Below are 16,630 nucleotides of genomic sequence, written 5' to 3' on the forward strand. Positions count from 1 at the left end.
CTGGAGTCCGCATGGACTCCCAAATGAGGCGCCTGCGTTGCAGGCGAGCGCAGCCTTACGGCAGCGGCTACAGGCTCAACATTCCGCTGAACAGCCCATACGCGGCCAACCCTGCACCGATCAGCACCGCAGCGAATATCAACTTTTCCCATGTGGTGAACAGCGGCAAACCCTGCTCATGCTTGGCCCGGGCAAACAACACGACTCCCGGCGCATACAGCAATGCCGACAACAGCAGGTACTTCAGCCCGCCGGCATACAGCAGCCAGATCGCATACACCAACGCCACCAGCGCCACCAACAGGTCCTTGCGCCGCGCCCCGGCATGCCCGGCATAGGTCTCCCCTCGCAGCGCCAGCAACACCGCATACGCCGCCGACCACAGGTACGGCACCAGGATCATCGACGACGCCAGGTAGATCAGGCTGGTGTAGGTCCCCGAAGACACCAGCGTAATCAGCAGGAACAGCTGGATCATCACGTTGGTCAGCCACAACGCATTGGCCGGCACGTGGTTGGCGTTCTCGCGCGCCAGAAAACGCGGCATGGTCTGGTCGCGGGCCGTGGCAAAGAGGATCTCGGCACACAACAGCGCCCAGGACAGCAACGCCCCCAGCAGCGAGATCGCCAGGCCAATACTGATCAGCAACGCCCCCCATGGCCCGACGATATGTTCCAGCACTGTCGCCAGCGAAGGGTTCTGCAAGCCCGCCAGTTCCGGCTGGGTCATCACCCCCAGCGACAACACGTTCACCAGCACCAGCAGCGCCAGCACACCGACAAAGCCAATCACCGTGGCCTTGCCCACGTCCGAACGCTTCTGCGCTCGCCCCGAATACACGCTGGCGCCCTCGATGCCAATGAACACGAACACCGTCACCAGCATCATGTTGCGCACCTGGTCGAGCACGCTGCCGAACTTAGGGTTGCTCAGGCCCCAGATGTCACGGGTGAAAATGTCGGCGCGAAAGGCCACGGCGGCAATCACGATGAACATCACCAGCGGCACGATCTTCGCCACCGTGGTCACCTGGTTGATGAACGCCGCCTCCTTGATGCCGCGCAGCACCAGAAAATGCACCGCCCACAGCAACAGCGAGGCGCAGACGATGGCAATCGGTGTGTTGCCCTCGCCAAACACCGGGAAGTAAAAGCCCAGGGTGCTGAACAACAACACGAAGTAGCCGACGTTGCCCAGCCAGGCACTGATCCAGTAGCCCCAGGCGGACGAAAAGCCCATGTACTCGCCAAACCCGGCCTTGGCGTAGGCATACACCCCCGAGTCGAGTTCCGGTTTGCGGTTGGCCAGGGTCTGGAACACAAACGCCAGGGCCAGCATGCCGATCGCCGTAATCCCCCAGCCAATCAGCACCGCGCCAGCGTCGGCACGCGCAGCCATGTTCTGCGGCAGCGAGAAGATCCCGCCACCAATCATCGAGCCGACCACCAGCGCGATGAGCGCCCCCAGGCGCAGTTTTTGTCCAGGTTCGGACATGCAGGCTTCCTCTGTTGTCCCTAGTTTGTAACCTTGGCGATTCACACTGAATTAAATATAAGTCACGCGCCCGCGTTTATATTTAATTGGCCATAAGACTATAGCTCTCATAACTAGTACGTCTATAGGTTGCCAACTAATCGGCAGGTTTTGTGTACACATTCAGGTTATCCAGGCAAATAAGAAAATTTCTCGGTAAAAGGTTGCGCTTCTTCCAAAACGAACTAGCTTCAATTCTCGCAGGTTGACAGAGCGAATGCTCTAAAACGACCTGCAGCTAGCGTTGCACAAGGCTTGCAATGCAGCTGACAAGAGCAGGAAAAGGATCTTTCGACGCCTCACAAGGAGCAACGGAATGTGCCAATGAACTGACCTGCATCAGCTCAAGTCTTCGCAGCTGGATTTACTCTGGCGTCTCTCTTCTCCTGGAATGGAGTTATCCAATGTCAGACTCTCCCGGAAAACTACGACTGGGTGCCTTAGTCGCACTAGTGGTCGGCTCAATGATTGGTGGTGGTATCTTTTCGCTACCACAGAACATGGCCGCCAGCGCCGATGTTGGCGCCGTTCTGATCGGCTGGGGCATCACCGCCATCGGTATGCTGACCCTGGCTTTCGTGTTCCAAACTTTGGCCAACCGCAAACCTGACCTGGACGGCGGTGTCTACGCCTACGCCAAAGCCGGCTTCGGCGACTATATGGGCTTCTCGTCCGCCTGGGGGTACTGGATCAGTGCCTGGCTGGGCAACGTCGGCTACTTCGTCCTGCTGTTCAGTACCCTGGGTTATTTCTTCCCGATCTTCGGTGAAGGCAACACCCCGGCGGCGGTGATCGGCGCGTCGATCCTGCTGTGGGCCGTGCACTTCCTGGTCCTGCGCGGCATCAAGGAAGCCGCCTTCATCAACCTGGTCACCACCGTGGCCAAGGTCGTGCCGCTGGCGCTGTTCATCCTCATCGCGGTATTCGCCTTCAAGCTGGACATCTTCACCGCCGACATCTGGGGCAGCATGAACCCGGACCTGGGCAGCGTGATGAATCAGGTGCGCAACATGATGCTGGTCACCGTCTGGGTGTTCATCGGCATCGAAGGCGCGAGCATCTTCTCGGCCCGTGCTGAAAAACGCTCGGACGTGGGTAAAGCCACGGTCATCGGCTTCATCACCGTGCTGCTGTTCCTGGTGCTGGTGAACGTGCTGTCGCTGGGCATCATGACTCAACCGGAACTGGCCAAACTGCAGAACCCGTCGATGGCGGCCGTGCTTGAGCACGTGGTCGGCCACTGGGGTGCGGTACTGATCAGCGTCGGCCTGATCATCTCGCTGCTCGGCGCCCTGCTCTCGTGGGTCCTGCTGTGCGCCGAGATCATGTTCGCCGCCGCCAAAGACCACACCATGCCGGAGTTCCTGCGCCGCGAAAACGCCAACCACGTACCGGCCAACGCCCTGTGGCTGACCAACGCCATGGTGCAGATCTTCCTGGTCATCACGTTGTTCTCGGCCAGTACCTACCTGTCGCTGATCTACCTCGCCACCTCGATGATCCTGGTGCCTTACCTGTGGTCGGCGGCCTATGCCTTCCTGCTGGCGCTGCGTAGCGAAACCTACGAACAGGCCCTGGCCGAACGCAAGAAAGACCTGATCATCGGCGGCATCGCGCTGATCTACGCCATCTGGCTGCTGTACGCCGGCGGCGTCAAGTACCTGCTCCTTTCGGCCCTGCTCTATGCCCCTGGCGTGATCCTGTTCGCCAAGGCCAAGCGCGAGGTCGGCCAACCCATTTTTACCAACGTGGAGAAACTGATTTTCGCCCTCGTGGTCATCGGCGCCCTGGTGGCGGCCTACGGTCTCTACGACGGCTTCCTGACTCTGTAACCCTCGTATTCGCAATTTGGAGGTAATGAACCATGTCTACAGCAAAAGAAAAGTACGGCGTCCATTCCGAAGCCGGCAAACTGCGCAAAGTGATGGTTTGCTCCCCAGGCCTGGCACACCAGCGCCTGACACCAAGCAACTGCGACGAACTGCTGTTCGACGACGTGATCTGGGTAAACCAGGCCAAGCGTGACCACTTCGACTTCGTCACCAAGATGCGTGAACGCGGCATCGAAGTGCTGGAAATGCACAACCTGCTGACCGACATCGTCGCCAATCCTGAAGCCCTGAAATGGATTCTCGACCGCAAGATCACCTCGAACACCGTCGGCATCGGCCTGACCAACGAAGTACGCAGCTGGCTTGAAGGCCTGGAGCCGCGCCACCTGGCCGAGTTCCTGATTGGCGGCGTCGCCGGCGAAGACATTCCGGAAAGCGAAGGCTCCGGCGTGATCAAGATGTACCGCGACTACCTGGGCCACTCCAGCTTCCTGCTCGACCCACTGCCCAACACCCAGTTCACTCGCGACACCACCTGCTGGATCTACGGCGGCGTGACGCTGAACCCGATGTACTGGCCGGCGCGACGTCAGGAAACCCTGCTGACCACCGCCATCTACAAGTTCCACCCCGAGTTCACCGGTGCCGACTTTGAAGTCTGGTACGGCGACCCCGACCAGGAACACGGCAAAGCCACCCTGGAAGGCGGCGACGTCATGCCAATCGGCAACGGCGTGGTACTGATCGGCATGGGCGAGCGCACTTCGCGCCAAGCCATCGGCCAACTGGCGCAATCGCTGTTCGCCAAAGGCGCAGTCGAGAAAGTCGTGGTCGCCGGGCTGCCCAAATCCCGCGCGGCGATGCACCTGGACACCGTGTTCAGCTTCTGCGACCGCGACCTGGTCACGGTCTTCCCTGAAGTGGTCAAGGAGATCGTGCCGTTCGTCATCCGCCCAGACAGCAGCAAGCCGTATGGCATGGATGTGCGCCGCGAGAACAAGACCTTCATCGAAGTGGTGGCCGAGTCGCTCAACCTCAAGAAGCTGCGCGTCGTCGAAACCGGTGGCAACAGCTTTGCCGCCGAACGCGAGCAGTGGGATGACGGCAACAACGTGGTGGCCCTGGAGCCAGGCGTGGTCATCGGCTACGACCGCAACACCTACACCAACACCCTGCTGCGCAAGGCAGGTGTGGAAGTCATCACCATCAGTGCCGGCGAACTGGGCCGTGGCCGTGGCGGCGGCCACTGCATGACCTGCCCTATCGTTCGTGACCCTATCGACTACTAAACGACCATCACCCCGGCCGCGCCTATCCGGCGCCGGCCGGGACGATCACCGAATCCAAGGAGAATCATCATGGCGTTCAACATCCACAACCGTAACCTGCTGAGCCTGGAACACCACACCCCTCGCGAGTTGCGCTACCTGCTGGACCTGTCCCGCGACCTGAAGCGTGCCAAATACACCGGCACCGAGCAGCAGCACCTCAAAGGCAACAACATTGCGCTGATCTTCGAGAAAACCTCGACGCGCACCCGTTGCGCCTTCGAAGTGGCGGCCTATGACCAGGGCGCGAACGTCACCTACATCGACCCGAACTCTTCGCAGATCGGTCACAAGGAAAGCATGAAGGACACCGCCCGGGTACTCGGGCGCATGTATGACGCCATCGAATACCGTGGCTTCAAGCAGGAAATCGTCGAAGAGCTGGCCAAGTTTGCCGGCGTCCCGGTGTTCAACGGCCTGACCGATGAGTACCACCCGACCCAGATGATCGCCGACGTGCTGACCATGCGTGAGCATGCCGACAAGCCGATCCACGACATCAGCTACGTGTACCTGGGTGACGCGCGCAACAACATGGGCAACTCGCTGCTGCTGATCGGCGCCAAGCTTGGCATGGACGTGCGTATCTGTGCGCCGAAAGCCCTGTGGCCGCTGGATGACCTGGTTGCTCGTTGCAAGAAGTACGCAGAAGAAAGCGGTGCGCGCATCACCCTGACCGAAGACCCGAAAGCGGCGGTCAAGGGCGTCGACTTCATCCACACCGACGTCTGGGTGTCCATGGGTGAGCCGGTTGAAGCCTGGGCTGAGCGTATCCAGCAACTGCTGCCGTACCAGGTCAACGCCGAGCTGATGAAAGCCACTGGCAACCCACGTACCAAGTTCATGCACTGCCTGCCGGCGTTCCACAACTCCGACACCAAGGTCGGCAAACAGATCGCCGAGCAGTATCCGCACCTGAAGAACGGCATTGAAGTGACCGACGACGTCTTCGAGTCACCAGCCTGCATCGCCTTCGAGCAAGCGGAAAACCGCATGCACACCATCAAGGCGATCCTGGTTTCGACGTTGGCTGACCTGTAAGCACACCCGGGAGCTTACCCCTCCCTGCGGCATCAACCCTGTGGGAGCCGGCCTTGCCGGCGATGGGATCAACACCGTATCAGCAACTTCGCGGTGCCTGCATCGCTGGCAAGGCCAGCTCCCACAGAGGCTGGCCTCCCAGGCCAAGTGCCCTCTCTCTATTCAGTAAAAGGACATCATCATGCGTATCGTTGTTGCATTGGGCGGCAACGCCCTGCTGCGCCGTGGCGAGCCCATGACTGCGGACAATCAACGCGCCAATATCCGCATCGCCACCGAACAGATCGCCAAGATCCACCCCGGCAATGAACTGGTCATCGCCCACGGCAACGGCCCGCAAGTGGGCCTGCTGTCGTTGCAGGCGGCGGCCTACACCTCGGTCAGCCCCTACCCGCTGGACGTGCTCGGCGCCGAAACCGAAGGCATGATCGGCTACATCATCGAACAGGAGCTGGGCAACCTGCTCGACGTCAAGGTGCCGTTCGCCACCCTGCTGACCCAGGTTGAAGTCGATGGCAACGACCCGGCCTTCCAGAACCCGACCAAGCCCATCGGCCCCGTCTACTCCAAGGAAGAAGCCGAGCGCCTGGCCGGGGAAAAAGGCTGGGCCATCGCCCCGGACGGTGACAAGTACCGCCGCGTGGTCGCCAGCCCACGGCCCAAGCGCATTTTTGAAATTCGCCCGATTACCTGGCTGCTGGAAAAAGGCACCGTGGTGATCTGTGCTGGCGGCGGCGGCATCCCGACCATGTACGATGAGTCCGGCAAAGTGCTCAGCGGCGTGGAAGCGGTGATCGACAAGGACCTGTGTTCTTCCCTGTTGGCCCAGGAACTGAAAGCCGACCTGCTGGTGATCGCCACCGACGTCGACGGCGCCTACATCGACTGGGGCAAGCCGACCCAGAAAGCCGTGGCCGAAGCGCACCCGGACGAACTGGAACGGCTGGGCTTCGCCGCCGGCTCCATGGGCCCGAAAGTCCAGGCTGCCTGCGAGTTTGCCCGCAAAACCGGCAAGGTCGCGGTGATTGGCTCGCTGCCGGATATCGAAGGCATCGCCAAAGGCACCAAAGGCACACGTGTCTCCACTGCCAAGCCAGGTATCAGCTACCGTTGACAGCAGTAGGCGGGCCCAGGGCCCGCCGTTTTCACACTAACGGAGGATGCCGCCATGGCCCAATTCCAACCTGGTCACGTTCATATCGAGCGCACGGCGCTGAACCAGAACGACCACAGCTACGATCTGAACATCAACTACGAAGTGCTCCAGGACCCCAAGGAAGGCCGTGGCATCCAGTTCCACATGTCAGGCAGCGTTGAAGGCAAGACGGTGGACGAAAAGTTCTTCCTGCCCAAGGACCAGGTCCTCCCCAGTTTCCTCAGCCTTGCCACGCGCAAGGCCCAGAGCTACCTCGCGCCGCCCAAGAAATTCGAAAGCCTGGGCTCGCCGCACAAACTCTATGACGCGATGTTCGAAGATATTCGCCGGCTGCTGGACGTGAAATCCGGTGACCCGATCAAGCCTGAACACCTCGAGTAACCGCTCAATCGCCATCGCCGGCAAGGCCGGCTCCCACACACGCCAAACCTGTGGGAGCCAGCCTTGCTGGCGATTTGGCCGCAACGCGCTCACAAGGCATACTTGCCCTCCTCGGCAGCCCTTAATCCTTCTTCCCCATGCGTATCCACGTCAGCTTCATCGACCGCGTCGGCATTACCCAGGAAGTGCTGGCCCTGCTCGGCGCGCGCAACCTCAACCTGGATGCCGTGGAGATGGTGCCGCCCAACGTCTACATCGACGCGCCAACCCTGAGCCCCGACGTACTTGAAGAGCTGCACGACGCCCTGCTCAACGTGCATGGCGTGCAGACCGTGCGGGTGGTCGACATCCTCCCAGGCCAGCGCCGCCACCTGCAACTCGACGCCCTGCTCGCCGCCATGAGCGACCCGGTGCTGGCCCTCGATGGCGCGGGCCATGTGCTGCTGGCCAATCCGGCACTGATCGCCCTGTACGGCCAACCACCCGAGGGGCTGTCAGTGGCCGAACTGTTCAATGACGTCGGCCTGCTCGCCTCATTGATCGAGAACGGCTTCCACCTGCCGATGCGCGAGGTGCTGCTCAACGGCCAGACCCTGCTGCTCGACGCCACGCCGATCACCAACGCCGGCGCGCTGCTGACCCTGTACCCGCCCAACCGCATTGGCGAACGCCTTTCGGCCCTGCACCATGACCACGCTGAAGGCTTCGATGCGCTGCTCGGCGACTCCCCGCCGATCCGCACCCTCAAGGCCCGCGCCCTGCGTGTCGCGGCCCTGGATGCGCCGCTGCTGATCCACGGCGAAACCGGCACCGGCAAAGAGTTGGTGGCCCGCGCCTGCCATGCCATCAGTAGCCGTCACAGTGCGCCGTTCCTGGCACTGAACTGTGCGGCCCTGCCGGAGAACCTCGCCGAAAGCGAACTGTTCGGCTACGCCCCGGGCGCCTTCACCGGCGCCCAGCGCGGCGGCAAGCCGGGGCTGATGGAGCTGGCCAACCAGGGCACGGTGTTCCTCGATGAGATCGGCGAGATGTCGCCCTACCTGCAAGCCAAGCTGCTGCGCTTTCTCAACGATGGCAGCTTCCGTCGGGTCGGCGGCGACCGCGAGGTCAAGGTCAATGTGCGCATCCTCAGCGCCACCCACCGCGACCTGGAAAAAATGGTCGGTGAAGGCACCTTCCGCGAAGACCTGTTCTACCGCCTGAACGTGCTCAACCTGCAAGTGCCACCACTGCGCGAGCGCGGCCAGGACATCCTCATGCTGGCCCGTTACTTCATGCAGCAGGCCTGCACGCAGATCCAGCGGCCGCTCTGCCGGCTCGCACCGGGCACCTACCCGGCCCTGCTCGGCAACCGCTGGCCGGGCAACGTGCGCCAGCTGCAGAACGTGATCTTCCGCGCCGCCGCCATCAGCGAGAGCAGCCTGGTGGACATCGGCGACCTGGACATCGCCGGCACCTCAGTCGCACGCGCCAACGACGGCGAAGTCGCCAGCCTTGAGCAGGCCATGGAGGCGTTCGAAAAATCCCTGCTGGAAAAGCTCTACACCGCCCACCCCTCGACACGCCAGCTGGCCAGCCGCCTGCAAACCTCGCACACCGCCATTGCCCACCGCCTGCGCAAGTACGGCATCCCCGGCAAAGCCTGAGCCCGACCGTCAGTGGACTGAAAACGCTACAGCGGAACGAAATCAATACAGCACAGTTTTGACGCTGCGCCGCAAGGTTTTGATCCGTTTGGGCTTTTTCCTGGCGCCTGTACTGTATTGATTTCGTTCCACTCGAATTGGAAAACAGTCAGCTAAAAATCATATCTATTTGATTTATAAAGCTTTTTAGTAAATGGCCGCGAATTTGCTATGGGAATCTCATCCCTGGCGTGGTGCCGATACCGCGCCCTACCGCATCTGGTCGTCCCCGGCGGCCCTTGAGGAGTTCCCATGAGCGAGTTGCGTTATACCGAAGACCACGAATGGCTGCGTACCGAAGCCGATGGCAGCGTTACCGTCGGCATCACCGCCTTCGCCCAGAACGCCCTGGGTGATGTGGTTTTCGTGCAACTGCCCGAACTGCAAAGCTACGAGCAAGGCGCCGAAGCCTCTACCGTGGAATCGGTAAAGGCCGCCAGCGGCGTGTACATGCCACTGACCGGCGAAGTGGTTGCGGTCAATGACCAGCTCGATGGCAGCCCTGAGCTGGTCAACGAAGACCCGCTCGGTGAAGGCTGGTTCTTCCGCTTCATCCCGGCCGATGCCGGCGCGGTCGCGCAACTGCTCGACCAGGACGCCTACGACCGCCTGATCAAAGCCAACGCCGACGCCTGAGGATCGACCACCATGACCATCAACCTCGGCACTGCCAACGAATTCATCGCCCGCCACATCGGCCCGCGTGAAGCAGACGAACAGGCGATGCTCGCTACCCTGGGCTTCGACACCCTGGAAGCCATGAGCGCCGCCGTCATCCCCGACAGCATCAAGGGCACCAGCGTGCTCGACATGGGCGCCGGGCAGAGCGAAGCCGATGCCCTGGCGTCGCTCAAGACCATCGCGACCCGGAACCAGCTGTTCAAGAGCTTCATCGGCCAGGGCTACTACAACTGCCACACCCCGGCACCGATCCTGCGCAACCTCCTGGAAAACCCGGCCTGGTACACCGCCTACACCCCGTACCAGCCAGAAATTTCCCAAGGCCGCCTGGAATCGCTGCTGAACTTCCAGACCCTGATCAGCGACCTCACCGGCTTGCCGATTGCCAACGCCTCGCTGCTCGACGAAGCCACTGCCGCTGCCGAAGCCATGACCTTCTGCAAACGCCTGAGCAAGAACAAGGGCAGCCACGCCTTCTTCGCCTCCGTGCATTGCCACCCGCAGACCCTCGACGTGCTGCGCACCCGTGCCGAGCCGCTGGGTATCGAAGTGGTCGTCGGTGACGAGCGCGAGCTGGGTGATGTCAGCGCCTTCTTCGGTGCCTTGCTGCAGTATCCGGCGAGCAACGGTGAAGTGTTTGACTACCGCGACCTGGTCGAGCGCCTGCACGCCGCCAACGCGCTGGTGGCCGTCGCGGCCGACCTGCTGGCCCTGACCCTGCTGACCCCGCCGGGCGAGTTCGGCGCCGACGTGGCCATCGGCAGCGCCCAGCGCTTTGGTGTTCCGCTGGGCTTCGGTGGCCCGCACGCGGCGTACTTCTCTACCCGTGACGCGTTCAAGCGCGACATGCCGGGCCGCCTGGTCGGCGTGTCCATCGACCGTTTCGGCAAGACCGCCCTGCGCCTGGCCATGCAAACCCGCGAACAACACATCCGTCGCGAGAAGGCCACCAGCAACATCTGCACCGCGCAGGTACTGCTGGCCAACATCGCCAGCATGTACGCCGTGTACCACGGGCCGCAGGGCCTCAAGCAGATCGCCGAGCGCACCCACCGCCTGACCGCGATCCTCGCCAGCGGCCTGAAAGCCCTGGGCGTTGTGGTAGACGCCGAAGCCTTCTTCGATACCCTGAGCCTGAACACCGGCGCCAACACCGCCGCGCTGCACGACAAGGCCCGCGCCCAGCAACTGAACCTGCGCCAGATCGACGCCGAGCACCTGGGCCTGTCGCTGGACGAAACCAGCGGCCAAGCAGATGTCGAAGCACTCTGGGGCCTGTTTGCCAACGGCCATGCCATTCCGGACTTCGCAGCCCTCGCCAACACGGTCGAGTCGCGCCTGCCGGTCGCCCTGCTGCGTCAGTCGGCGATCCTCGAACACCCGGTGTTCAACCGCTACCACAGCGAAACCGAGCTGATGCGCTACCTGCGCAAGCTGGCCGACAAGGACCTGGCGCTGGACCGCACGATGATCCCGCTGGGCTCGTGCACCATGAAGCTCAACGCCGCCAGCGAAATGATCCCGGTGACCTGGGCTGAATTTGGCAACCTGCACCCGTTCGCACCCGCTGAGCAGAGCCAGGGCTACCAGCAACTGACCGACGAACTGGAAGCGATGCTCTGCGCCGCCACCGGCTATGACGCCGTGTCGCTGCAACCGAACGCCGGTTCCCAGGGCGAGTACGCCGGCCTGCTGGCCATCCGTGCCTACCACCAGAGCCGTGGCGATGCCCGTCGCGACATCTGCCTGATCCCGTCCTCGGCCCACGGCACCAACCCGGCGACCGCGCACATGGCCGGCATGCGTGTGGTGGTGACCGCTTGCGATGCACGCGGCAACGTCGACATCGACGACCTGCGCGCCAAGGCCATCGAGCACCGTGAACACCTCGCCGCGCTGATGATCACCTACCCGTCGACCCACGGCGTGTTCGAGGAAGCCATCGGCGAGATCTGCGCGATCATTCACGACAACGGCGGCCAGGTGTACATCGATGGCGCCAACATGAACGCCATGGTCGGCCTGTGCGCACCGGGCAAGTTCGGCGGCGACGTCTCGCACCTGAACCTGCACAAGACCTTCTGCATTCCGCACGGTGGTGGCGGCCCGGGTGTCGGCCCGATTGGCGTGAAAGCGCACCTGGCGCCGTTCCTCCCGGGCCACGGTCATCTGGAGCAGAAACAAGGCGCGGTCTGCGCGGCGCCGTTCGGCAGCGCCAGCATCCTGCCGATCACCTGGATGTACATTCGCATGATGGGTGGCGCCGGCCTCAAGCGCGCATCGCAGATGGCGATCCTCAATGCCAACTACATCGCCCGTCGCCTGGAAGAGCACTATCCTGTGCTGTACACCGGCAGCAACGGCCTGGTGGCGCACGAGTGCATCCTTGACCTGCGCCCGATCAAGGACAGCAGCGGGATCAGCGTCGACGACGTGGCCAAGCGCCTGATCGACTTCGGCTTCCATGCCCCGACCATGTCCTTCCCGGTGGCTGGCACGCTGATGATCGAGCCGACCGAAAGCGAGTCCAAGGAAGAGCTCGACCGTTTCTGCAACGCGATGATCTGCATCCGTGAAGAGATTCGCGCGGTGGAGAATGGCAGCCTGGACAAGGACGACAACCCGCTGAAGAACGCGCCGCACACCGCCGCGGAACTGGCGGGTGAATGGCTGCATGGCTATAGCCGCGAGCAGGCGGTGTACCCGCTGGCCTCGCTGGTGGAAAGCAAGTACTGGCCACCGGTAGGTCGGGTCGACAACGTGTTTGGTGACCGCAACCTGATCTGCGCCTGCCCGTCGATCGAGAGCTATCAGGACGCTTGAGTCCGGCTTAGCGGCCTCATCGCTGGCAAAGCCAGCTCCCACAGGGGCCTCATCTGGCACTGTGGGAGCTGCCCCTCCAGAGGGTGTAACCTCTCACTCTGTGGGAGCCGGCGTTGCCGGCGATCGCGTGCAACGCACGCGCAACCATCCACCCGGGGTATGAACCATGTCACTGAGCGTCTTCGACCTGTTCAAGATCGGCATCGGCCCCTCCAGTTCCCATACCGTCGGCCCGATGCGGGCCGCCGCGCGGTTTGTCGAAGGCTTGCGCCGCGACCAGCTGCTGAGCCACACCAGCAGCCTCAAGGTCGAGCTGTACGGCTCACTCGGCGCCACCGGCAAGGGCCACGGCAGCGACAAGGCCATACTGCTCGGCCTGGAAGGCGAGCACCCCGACAGCGTCGACACCGAAACCATCCCGGCACGCCTGCAGGCCATCCGCAGCAGCGGGCAGCTCCTGCTGCTGGGCGAGCAGCGCATCGATTTCAACGAAAAGCTGCACCTGGCGATGATCCGCAAACCGCTGGCCTATCACCCCAACGGCATGATCTTCCGCGCCTTCGACGCTGCCGGCCTGCAGATCCGCAGCCGCGAGTACTACTCGGTAGGCGGCGGCTTCGTGGTCGATGAGGACGCCGCCGGCGCCGACCGCATCGTCGAGGACAGCACCGTGCTGCCCTACCCTTTCAAGACCGGCAAGGAACTGCTCGCCCATTGCGCAGCGCAGAACCTGTCGATCAGCCAGGTGATGCTGGCCAACGAAGGCGCCTGGCGCCCGGAAAACGAAACCCGCGCCGGCCTGCTGCATATCTGGCAAGTGATGCAGGATTGCGTCGCCGCCGGCTGTCGCAACGAAGGCATCCTGCCGGGCGGTTTGAAGGTCAAGCGCCGAGCCGCGGCGCTCCACCGCCAGCTGTGCCAGCACCCGGAAGCCAGCCTGCGCGACGCCTTGTCGGTGCTCGACTGGGTCAACCTCTATGCATTGGCAGTAAACGAAGAAAACGCCAATGGCGGGCGCGTGGTCACCGCTCCCACCAATGGTGCGGCGGGCATCATCCCGGCGGTCCTGCATTACTACGCGCGCTTCATCAGCGGGGCCAACGATGACGGCGTGGTGCGCTTTCTGCTCACCGCTGCGGCCATCGGCATCCTCTATAAAGAAAACGCCTCGATCTCCGGTGCCGAAGTCGGCTGCCAGGGCGAGGTGGGTGTGGCCTGCTCGATGGCCGCCGGGGCTCTCTGCGAAGTCATGGGCGGCAGCGTGCAGCAGGTCGAGAACGCCGCCGAAATCGGCATGGAACACAACCTGGGCCTGACCTGCGACCCCATTGGCGGGTTGGTCCAGGTGCCTTGCATCGAGCGCAACGCGATGGGCTCGGTCAAGGCCATCAATGCGGTGCGCATGGCCCTGCGCGGCGACGGGCAGCATTTCGTCTCCCTCGACAAGGTCATCCGCACCATGCGCCAGACCGGCGCCGACATGAAAAGCAAATACAAGGAGACCGCCCGCGGCGGTCTGGCCGTCAACATCATCGAATGCTGACACTCCCTCAGCCCTAGGAGTCATCAATGTCCACCGAAACACTGCAAAAAACGCCGCTGCACGCACTGCACCTGGAACTGGGCGCGCGCATGGTGCCGTTCGCCGGTTTTGACATGCCGGTCCAGTACCCGCTGGGGGTGATGAAAGAACACCTGCACACCCGTGAGCAGGCCGGCCTGTTCGACGTGTCGCACATGGGCCAGATCCGCCTGACCGGCGCCAACGCCGCCAAGGCCCTGGAAACCCTGGTGCCGGTCGACATCATCGACCTGCCGGTGGGCATGCAGCGCTATGCCATGTTCACCAATGAAAACGGCGGCATCCTTGACGACCTGATGGTTGCCAACCTGGGCAATGACGAGCTGTTCCTGGTGGTCAATGCCGCCTGCAAGGACCAGGACCTGGCCCACCTGCGCCAGCACATCGGTGCGCAGTGCGAGATTCAGCCGCTGTTCGAGGAACGCGCCCTGCTGGCCCTGCAAGGCCCGGCGGCGGTCAAGGTACTGGAGCGTCTGGCGCCGGAAGTGGCGAAGATGACCTTCATGCAGTTCACCCGCGTGCAGTTGCTGGGTAAAGACTGCTTCGTCAGCCGTTCCGGCTACACCGGCGAAGACGGCTTTGAAATTTCCGTCCCGGCAAATGCTGCCGACGCCCTGGCCCGCCGCCTGCTGGCCGAGCCGGAAGTCGCCGCCATCGGCCTGGGTGCACGGGACTCGCTGCGCCTGGAAGCTGGCCTGTGCCTGTATGGCCACGACATGAACAGCCTGACCACGCCTATCGAGGCAAGCCTGCTGTGGGCCATCTCCAAGGTTCGCCGTGTCGAGGGTGAGCGTGCCGGTGGTTTCCCGGGGGCAGCCCAGGTGTTTGCCCAACAGCAGAACGGTGTTGCGCGCAAACGCGTCGGCCTGTTGCCACAAGAGCGCACCCCTGTGCGCGAAGAGGCCGAGATTGTCGACGAGGCCGGTACGGTCATCGGCAAGGTATGCAGTGGCGGCTTTGGTCCGACATTGGCAGGCCCGGTTGCAATGGGTTATGTGGATATCGCACATACCGCACTGGACACTCCGGTATGGGCCATCGTGCGCGGCAAGCGCGTAGCAATGAAAGTCAGCAAGATGCCGTTTGTTGCACAGCGCTACTACCGCGGTTGATCGTTTAAGCAAACACGCACTGATAACGCGTTCGGAGTATTCGTTTTCGAACGCGCTTTATAACTTTCGAACACCGGCCAAACAGCGACTGTAACAGTCGCGCAAAAATCCCCGGAAGACCGCTAAAAGGCACTGGGCCAGCGGTCTGCGGGGCTTGTTTTTTTCGCCGGAGTTAGCGTAGAGTCACTGCACTGTGTTTGCATGGGTCGCTTGGATCGTGACCTGGGCAGTAGCGCCGAGTTTTGCTACAACCCGTTCGACGTCTCTTACTTTCCTGCAACCCAGCCCAGTACTCTTCCATTAGGAAGAAGCTGTTACTAATTCTAAGTTCCAAAGGAAATAAGACAATGTCCCAACGTCAGAGCGGTACCGTCAAGTGGTTTAACGACGAGAAAGGTTTTGGTTTCATCACTCCTGAAAGCGGTCCGGATCTGTTCGTACACTTCCGCGCTATTCAAGGCAACGGCTTCAAGAGCCTGAAAGAAGGCCAGAAAGTGACCTTCATCGCTGTGCAGGGCCAAAAAGGCATGCAAGCCGACGAAGTTCAAGCCGAAGGCTGATCTTCATCAACAAAAGAGCCTCTGCTGGTAACAGCAGGGGCTTTTTTGTGCCCGCGATTCCGTAGAATGGGCGTTTTTGTGCAAGGAGCCCCACCGCATGCCCAAGCAACTGTTGCAACCCCAGGGTGAGTTTCCTGCGGTCGGCCTGGGCCGTCGCCTGGCCGCGATGTTTTATGACTTTCTGCTGTGCACGGCACTGCTGATGGTGACCACGCTGGTGTACAAGATGATCCAGATGACCATCCTCGGCGAGACACGCATGCGGGCGTTGACCGAGTCAGGGGCTTTGGATGGTGACCCCTTGCTGTCGACGGTTCTGCTGTTTGTACTGTTTGGGTTCTTTGCCAAGTTCTGGACCCACGGCGGGCAAACCCTCGGTATGCAAGTGTGGGGGGTGCGGGTGCAGAACGCCGATGGCTCGGCGATCAGTTTGTGGCAGGCACTGTTGCGCTTTGTTGTTTCGATTGGGTCGTGGTTGTGCCTGGGGTTGGGGTTCTTCTGGGTATTGATCGACAAGCGTAAGCGTAGTTGGCATGACATGTATTCCGAGACGCAGTTGGTTCAGGTGCCTAAACGGAATAAGTGATGGGTTTTTGGTTCATGGGTGGCGTTGGGTTTATCCGGTTTTTGGGGTGACTTTGCGTCACCTTTCCGCCCTTACGGCGAAGGGGGCTGCGCGGGGGTGTCAGAAATTTTGTGTTCGGGCATAACATGAGCAAGAGGTGCATGTATGCCAACCAAAAAGAAACCCGCGCGCCAAGCGCCACGAGAATTACCGAAAATCCCGAAAGAGCTGCTTGAGCAGTTCGGGGACGGGCTGATGACGGCAGAAGCCATCGAGGATGCCTCTGCTGCCTTCAAGAAGGCCTTGATTGAACGAGCCCTGAGTGCCGAACGTGGTCACCACCTGGGCTA

Annotated in this window: 13 protein-coding genes and 1 pseudogene; 13 read left to right on the top strand and 1 reads right to left on the bottom strand. The window is 61.9% G+C overall.

Going from position 1 to position 16,630, the window contains the following annotated elements:
• Positions 1–67: 67 nt before the first annotated feature.
• Positions 68–1,495, bottom strand: a complete 1,428-nt coding sequence (gene arcD, locus M5G11_RS19625) for an arginine-ornithine antiporter (protein ID WP_273911492.1) — start codon at positions 1,493–1,495, stop codon at positions 68–70.
• Between the two features lie 443 nt (positions 1,496–1,938).
• Between arcD (M5G11_RS19625) and arcD (M5G11_RS19630) the strand changes: the two genes are divergently transcribed.
• The 13 genes and pseudogenes from arcD (M5G11_RS19630) to M5G11_RS19690 all read left to right on the top strand — a co-directional run.
• A complete protein-coding gene (arcD, locus tag M5G11_RS19630) occupies positions 1,939–3,366 on the top strand; it encodes an arginine-ornithine antiporter (protein ID WP_273911491.1) in 1,428 nt (475 codons plus the stop codon).
• Between the two features lie 32 nt (positions 3,367–3,398).
• Positions 3,399–4,655, top strand: coding sequence for an arginine deiminase (gene arcA, locus M5G11_RS19635; protein WP_273911490.1), 1,257 nt, complete (start codon positions 3,399–3,401; stop codon positions 4,653–4,655).
• Between the two features lie 69 nt (positions 4,656–4,724).
• Entirely contained in the window at positions 4,725–5,735 is a 1,011-nt protein-coding gene (locus M5G11_RS19640) for an ornithine carbamoyltransferase (RefSeq protein ID WP_273911489.1), read from the top strand.
• Positions 5,736–5,916: 181 nt separating this feature from the next.
• Positions 5,917–6,849, top strand: coding sequence for a carbamate kinase (arcC, locus tag M5G11_RS19645; RefSeq protein WP_273911488.1), 933 nt, complete (start codon positions 5,917–5,919; stop codon positions 6,847–6,849).
• A 54-nt stretch (positions 6,850–6,903) separates the two neighbouring features.
• The gene (locus M5G11_RS19650) at positions 6,904–7,272 is read left to right on the top strand and encodes a DUF5064 family protein (RefSeq protein WP_273911487.1); all 369 of its coding nucleotides are present in this window, start codon (positions 6,904–6,906) and stop codon (positions 7,270–7,272) included.
• Positions 7,273–7,409: 137 nt separating this feature from the next.
• The gene (locus M5G11_RS19655; RefSeq protein ID WP_273911486.1) at positions 7,410–8,918 is read left to right on the top strand and encodes a sigma-54-dependent transcriptional regulator; all 1,509 of its coding nucleotides are present in this window, start codon (positions 7,410–7,412) and stop codon (positions 8,916–8,918) included.
• A 291-nt stretch (positions 8,919–9,209) separates the two neighbouring features.
• Positions 9,210–9,593: a glycine cleavage system protein GcvH gene (gene gcvH, locus M5G11_RS19660; protein WP_273911485.1), complete on the top strand. Its 384-nt coding sequence runs from the start codon at positions 9,210–9,212 to the stop codon at positions 9,591–9,593.
• A 12-nt stretch (positions 9,594–9,605) separates the two neighbouring features.
• Positions 9,606–12,461, top strand: a complete 2,856-nt coding sequence (gene gcvP, locus M5G11_RS19665; RefSeq protein WP_273911484.1) for an aminomethyl-transferring glycine dehydrogenase — start codon at positions 9,606–9,608, stop codon at positions 12,459–12,461.
• A 166-nt stretch (positions 12,462–12,627) separates the two neighbouring features.
• On the top strand, positions 12,628–14,004 hold the full coding sequence (locus tag M5G11_RS19670; RefSeq protein ID WP_273911483.1) for an L-serine ammonia-lyase: 1,377 nt from the start codon (positions 12,628–12,630) through the stop codon (positions 14,002–14,004).
• 26 nt (positions 14,005–14,030) lie between these two features.
• Positions 14,031–15,155 carry a glycine cleavage system aminomethyltransferase GcvT gene (gene gcvT, locus M5G11_RS19675; protein WP_273911482.1) on the top strand — a complete coding sequence of 375 codons (1,125 nt, stop codon included), beginning with the start codon at positions 14,031–14,033 and terminating at the stop codon, positions 15,153–15,155.
• Positions 15,156–15,502: 347 nt separating this feature from the next.
• Entirely contained in the window at positions 15,503–15,715 is a 213-nt protein-coding gene (locus tag M5G11_RS19680; RefSeq protein WP_007931076.1) for a cold-shock protein, read from the top strand.
• Positions 15,716–15,812: 97 nt separating this feature from the next.
• Positions 15,813–16,301, top strand: coding sequence for an RDD family protein (locus M5G11_RS19685; RefSeq protein WP_273911481.1), 489 nt, complete (start codon positions 15,813–15,815; stop codon positions 16,299–16,301).
• Positions 16,302–16,445: 144 nt separating this feature from the next.
• Positions 16,446–16,630 (top strand): annotated as a pseudogene (locus tag M5G11_RS19690) (IS256 family transposase); the annotation flags it as partial.

The organism is Pseudomonas fontis, from assembly GCF_028656955.1.
In the GTDB taxonomy this organism is placed as follows: Bacteria; Pseudomonadota; Gammaproteobacteria; order Pseudomonadales; family Pseudomonadaceae; genus Aquipseudomonas; species Aquipseudomonas fontis.

Coding starts and splice junctions, on each gene's coding strand:
- arcC (WP_273911488.1), top strand. CDS start 5,917: ATGCGTATCGTTGTTGCATTGGGCGGCAACGCCCTGCTGCGCCGTGGC.
- M5G11_RS19685 (WP_273911481.1), top strand. CDS start 15,813: ATGCCCAAGCAACTGTTGCAACCCCAGGGTGAGTTTCCTGCGGTCGGC.
- M5G11_RS19670 (WP_273911483.1), top strand. CDS start 12,628: ATGTCACTGAGCGTCTTCGACCTGTTCAAGATCGGCATCGGCCCCTCC.
- arcD (WP_273911491.1), top strand. CDS start 1,939: ATGTCAGACTCTCCCGGAAAACTACGACTGGGTGCCTTAGTCGCACTA.
- arcA (WP_273911490.1), top strand. CDS start 3,399: ATGTCTACAGCAAAAGAAAAGTACGGCGTCCATTCCGAAGCCGGCAAA.
- gcvP (WP_273911484.1), top strand. CDS start 9,606: ATGACCATCAACCTCGGCACTGCCAACGAATTCATCGCCCGCCACATC.
- M5G11_RS19640 (WP_273911489.1), top strand. CDS start 4,725: ATGGCGTTCAACATCCACAACCGTAACCTGCTGAGCCTGGAACACCAC.
- gcvH (WP_273911485.1), top strand. CDS start 9,210: ATGAGCGAGTTGCGTTATACCGAAGACCACGAATGGCTGCGTACCGAA.
- M5G11_RS19680 (WP_007931076.1), top strand. CDS start 15,503: ATGTCCCAACGTCAGAGCGGTACCGTCAAGTGGTTTAACGACGAGAAA.
- M5G11_RS19650 (WP_273911487.1), top strand. CDS start 6,904: ATGGCCCAATTCCAACCTGGTCACGTTCATATCGAGCGCACGGCGCTG.
- arcD (WP_273911492.1), bottom strand. CDS start 1,495: ATGTCCGAACCTGGACAAAAACTGCGCCTGGGGGCGCTCATCGCGCTG.
- gcvT (WP_273911482.1), top strand. CDS start 14,031: ATGTCCACCGAAACACTGCAAAAAACGCCGCTGCACGCACTGCACCTG.
- M5G11_RS19655 (WP_273911486.1), top strand. CDS start 7,410: ATGCGTATCCACGTCAGCTTCATCGACCGCGTCGGCATTACCCAGGAA.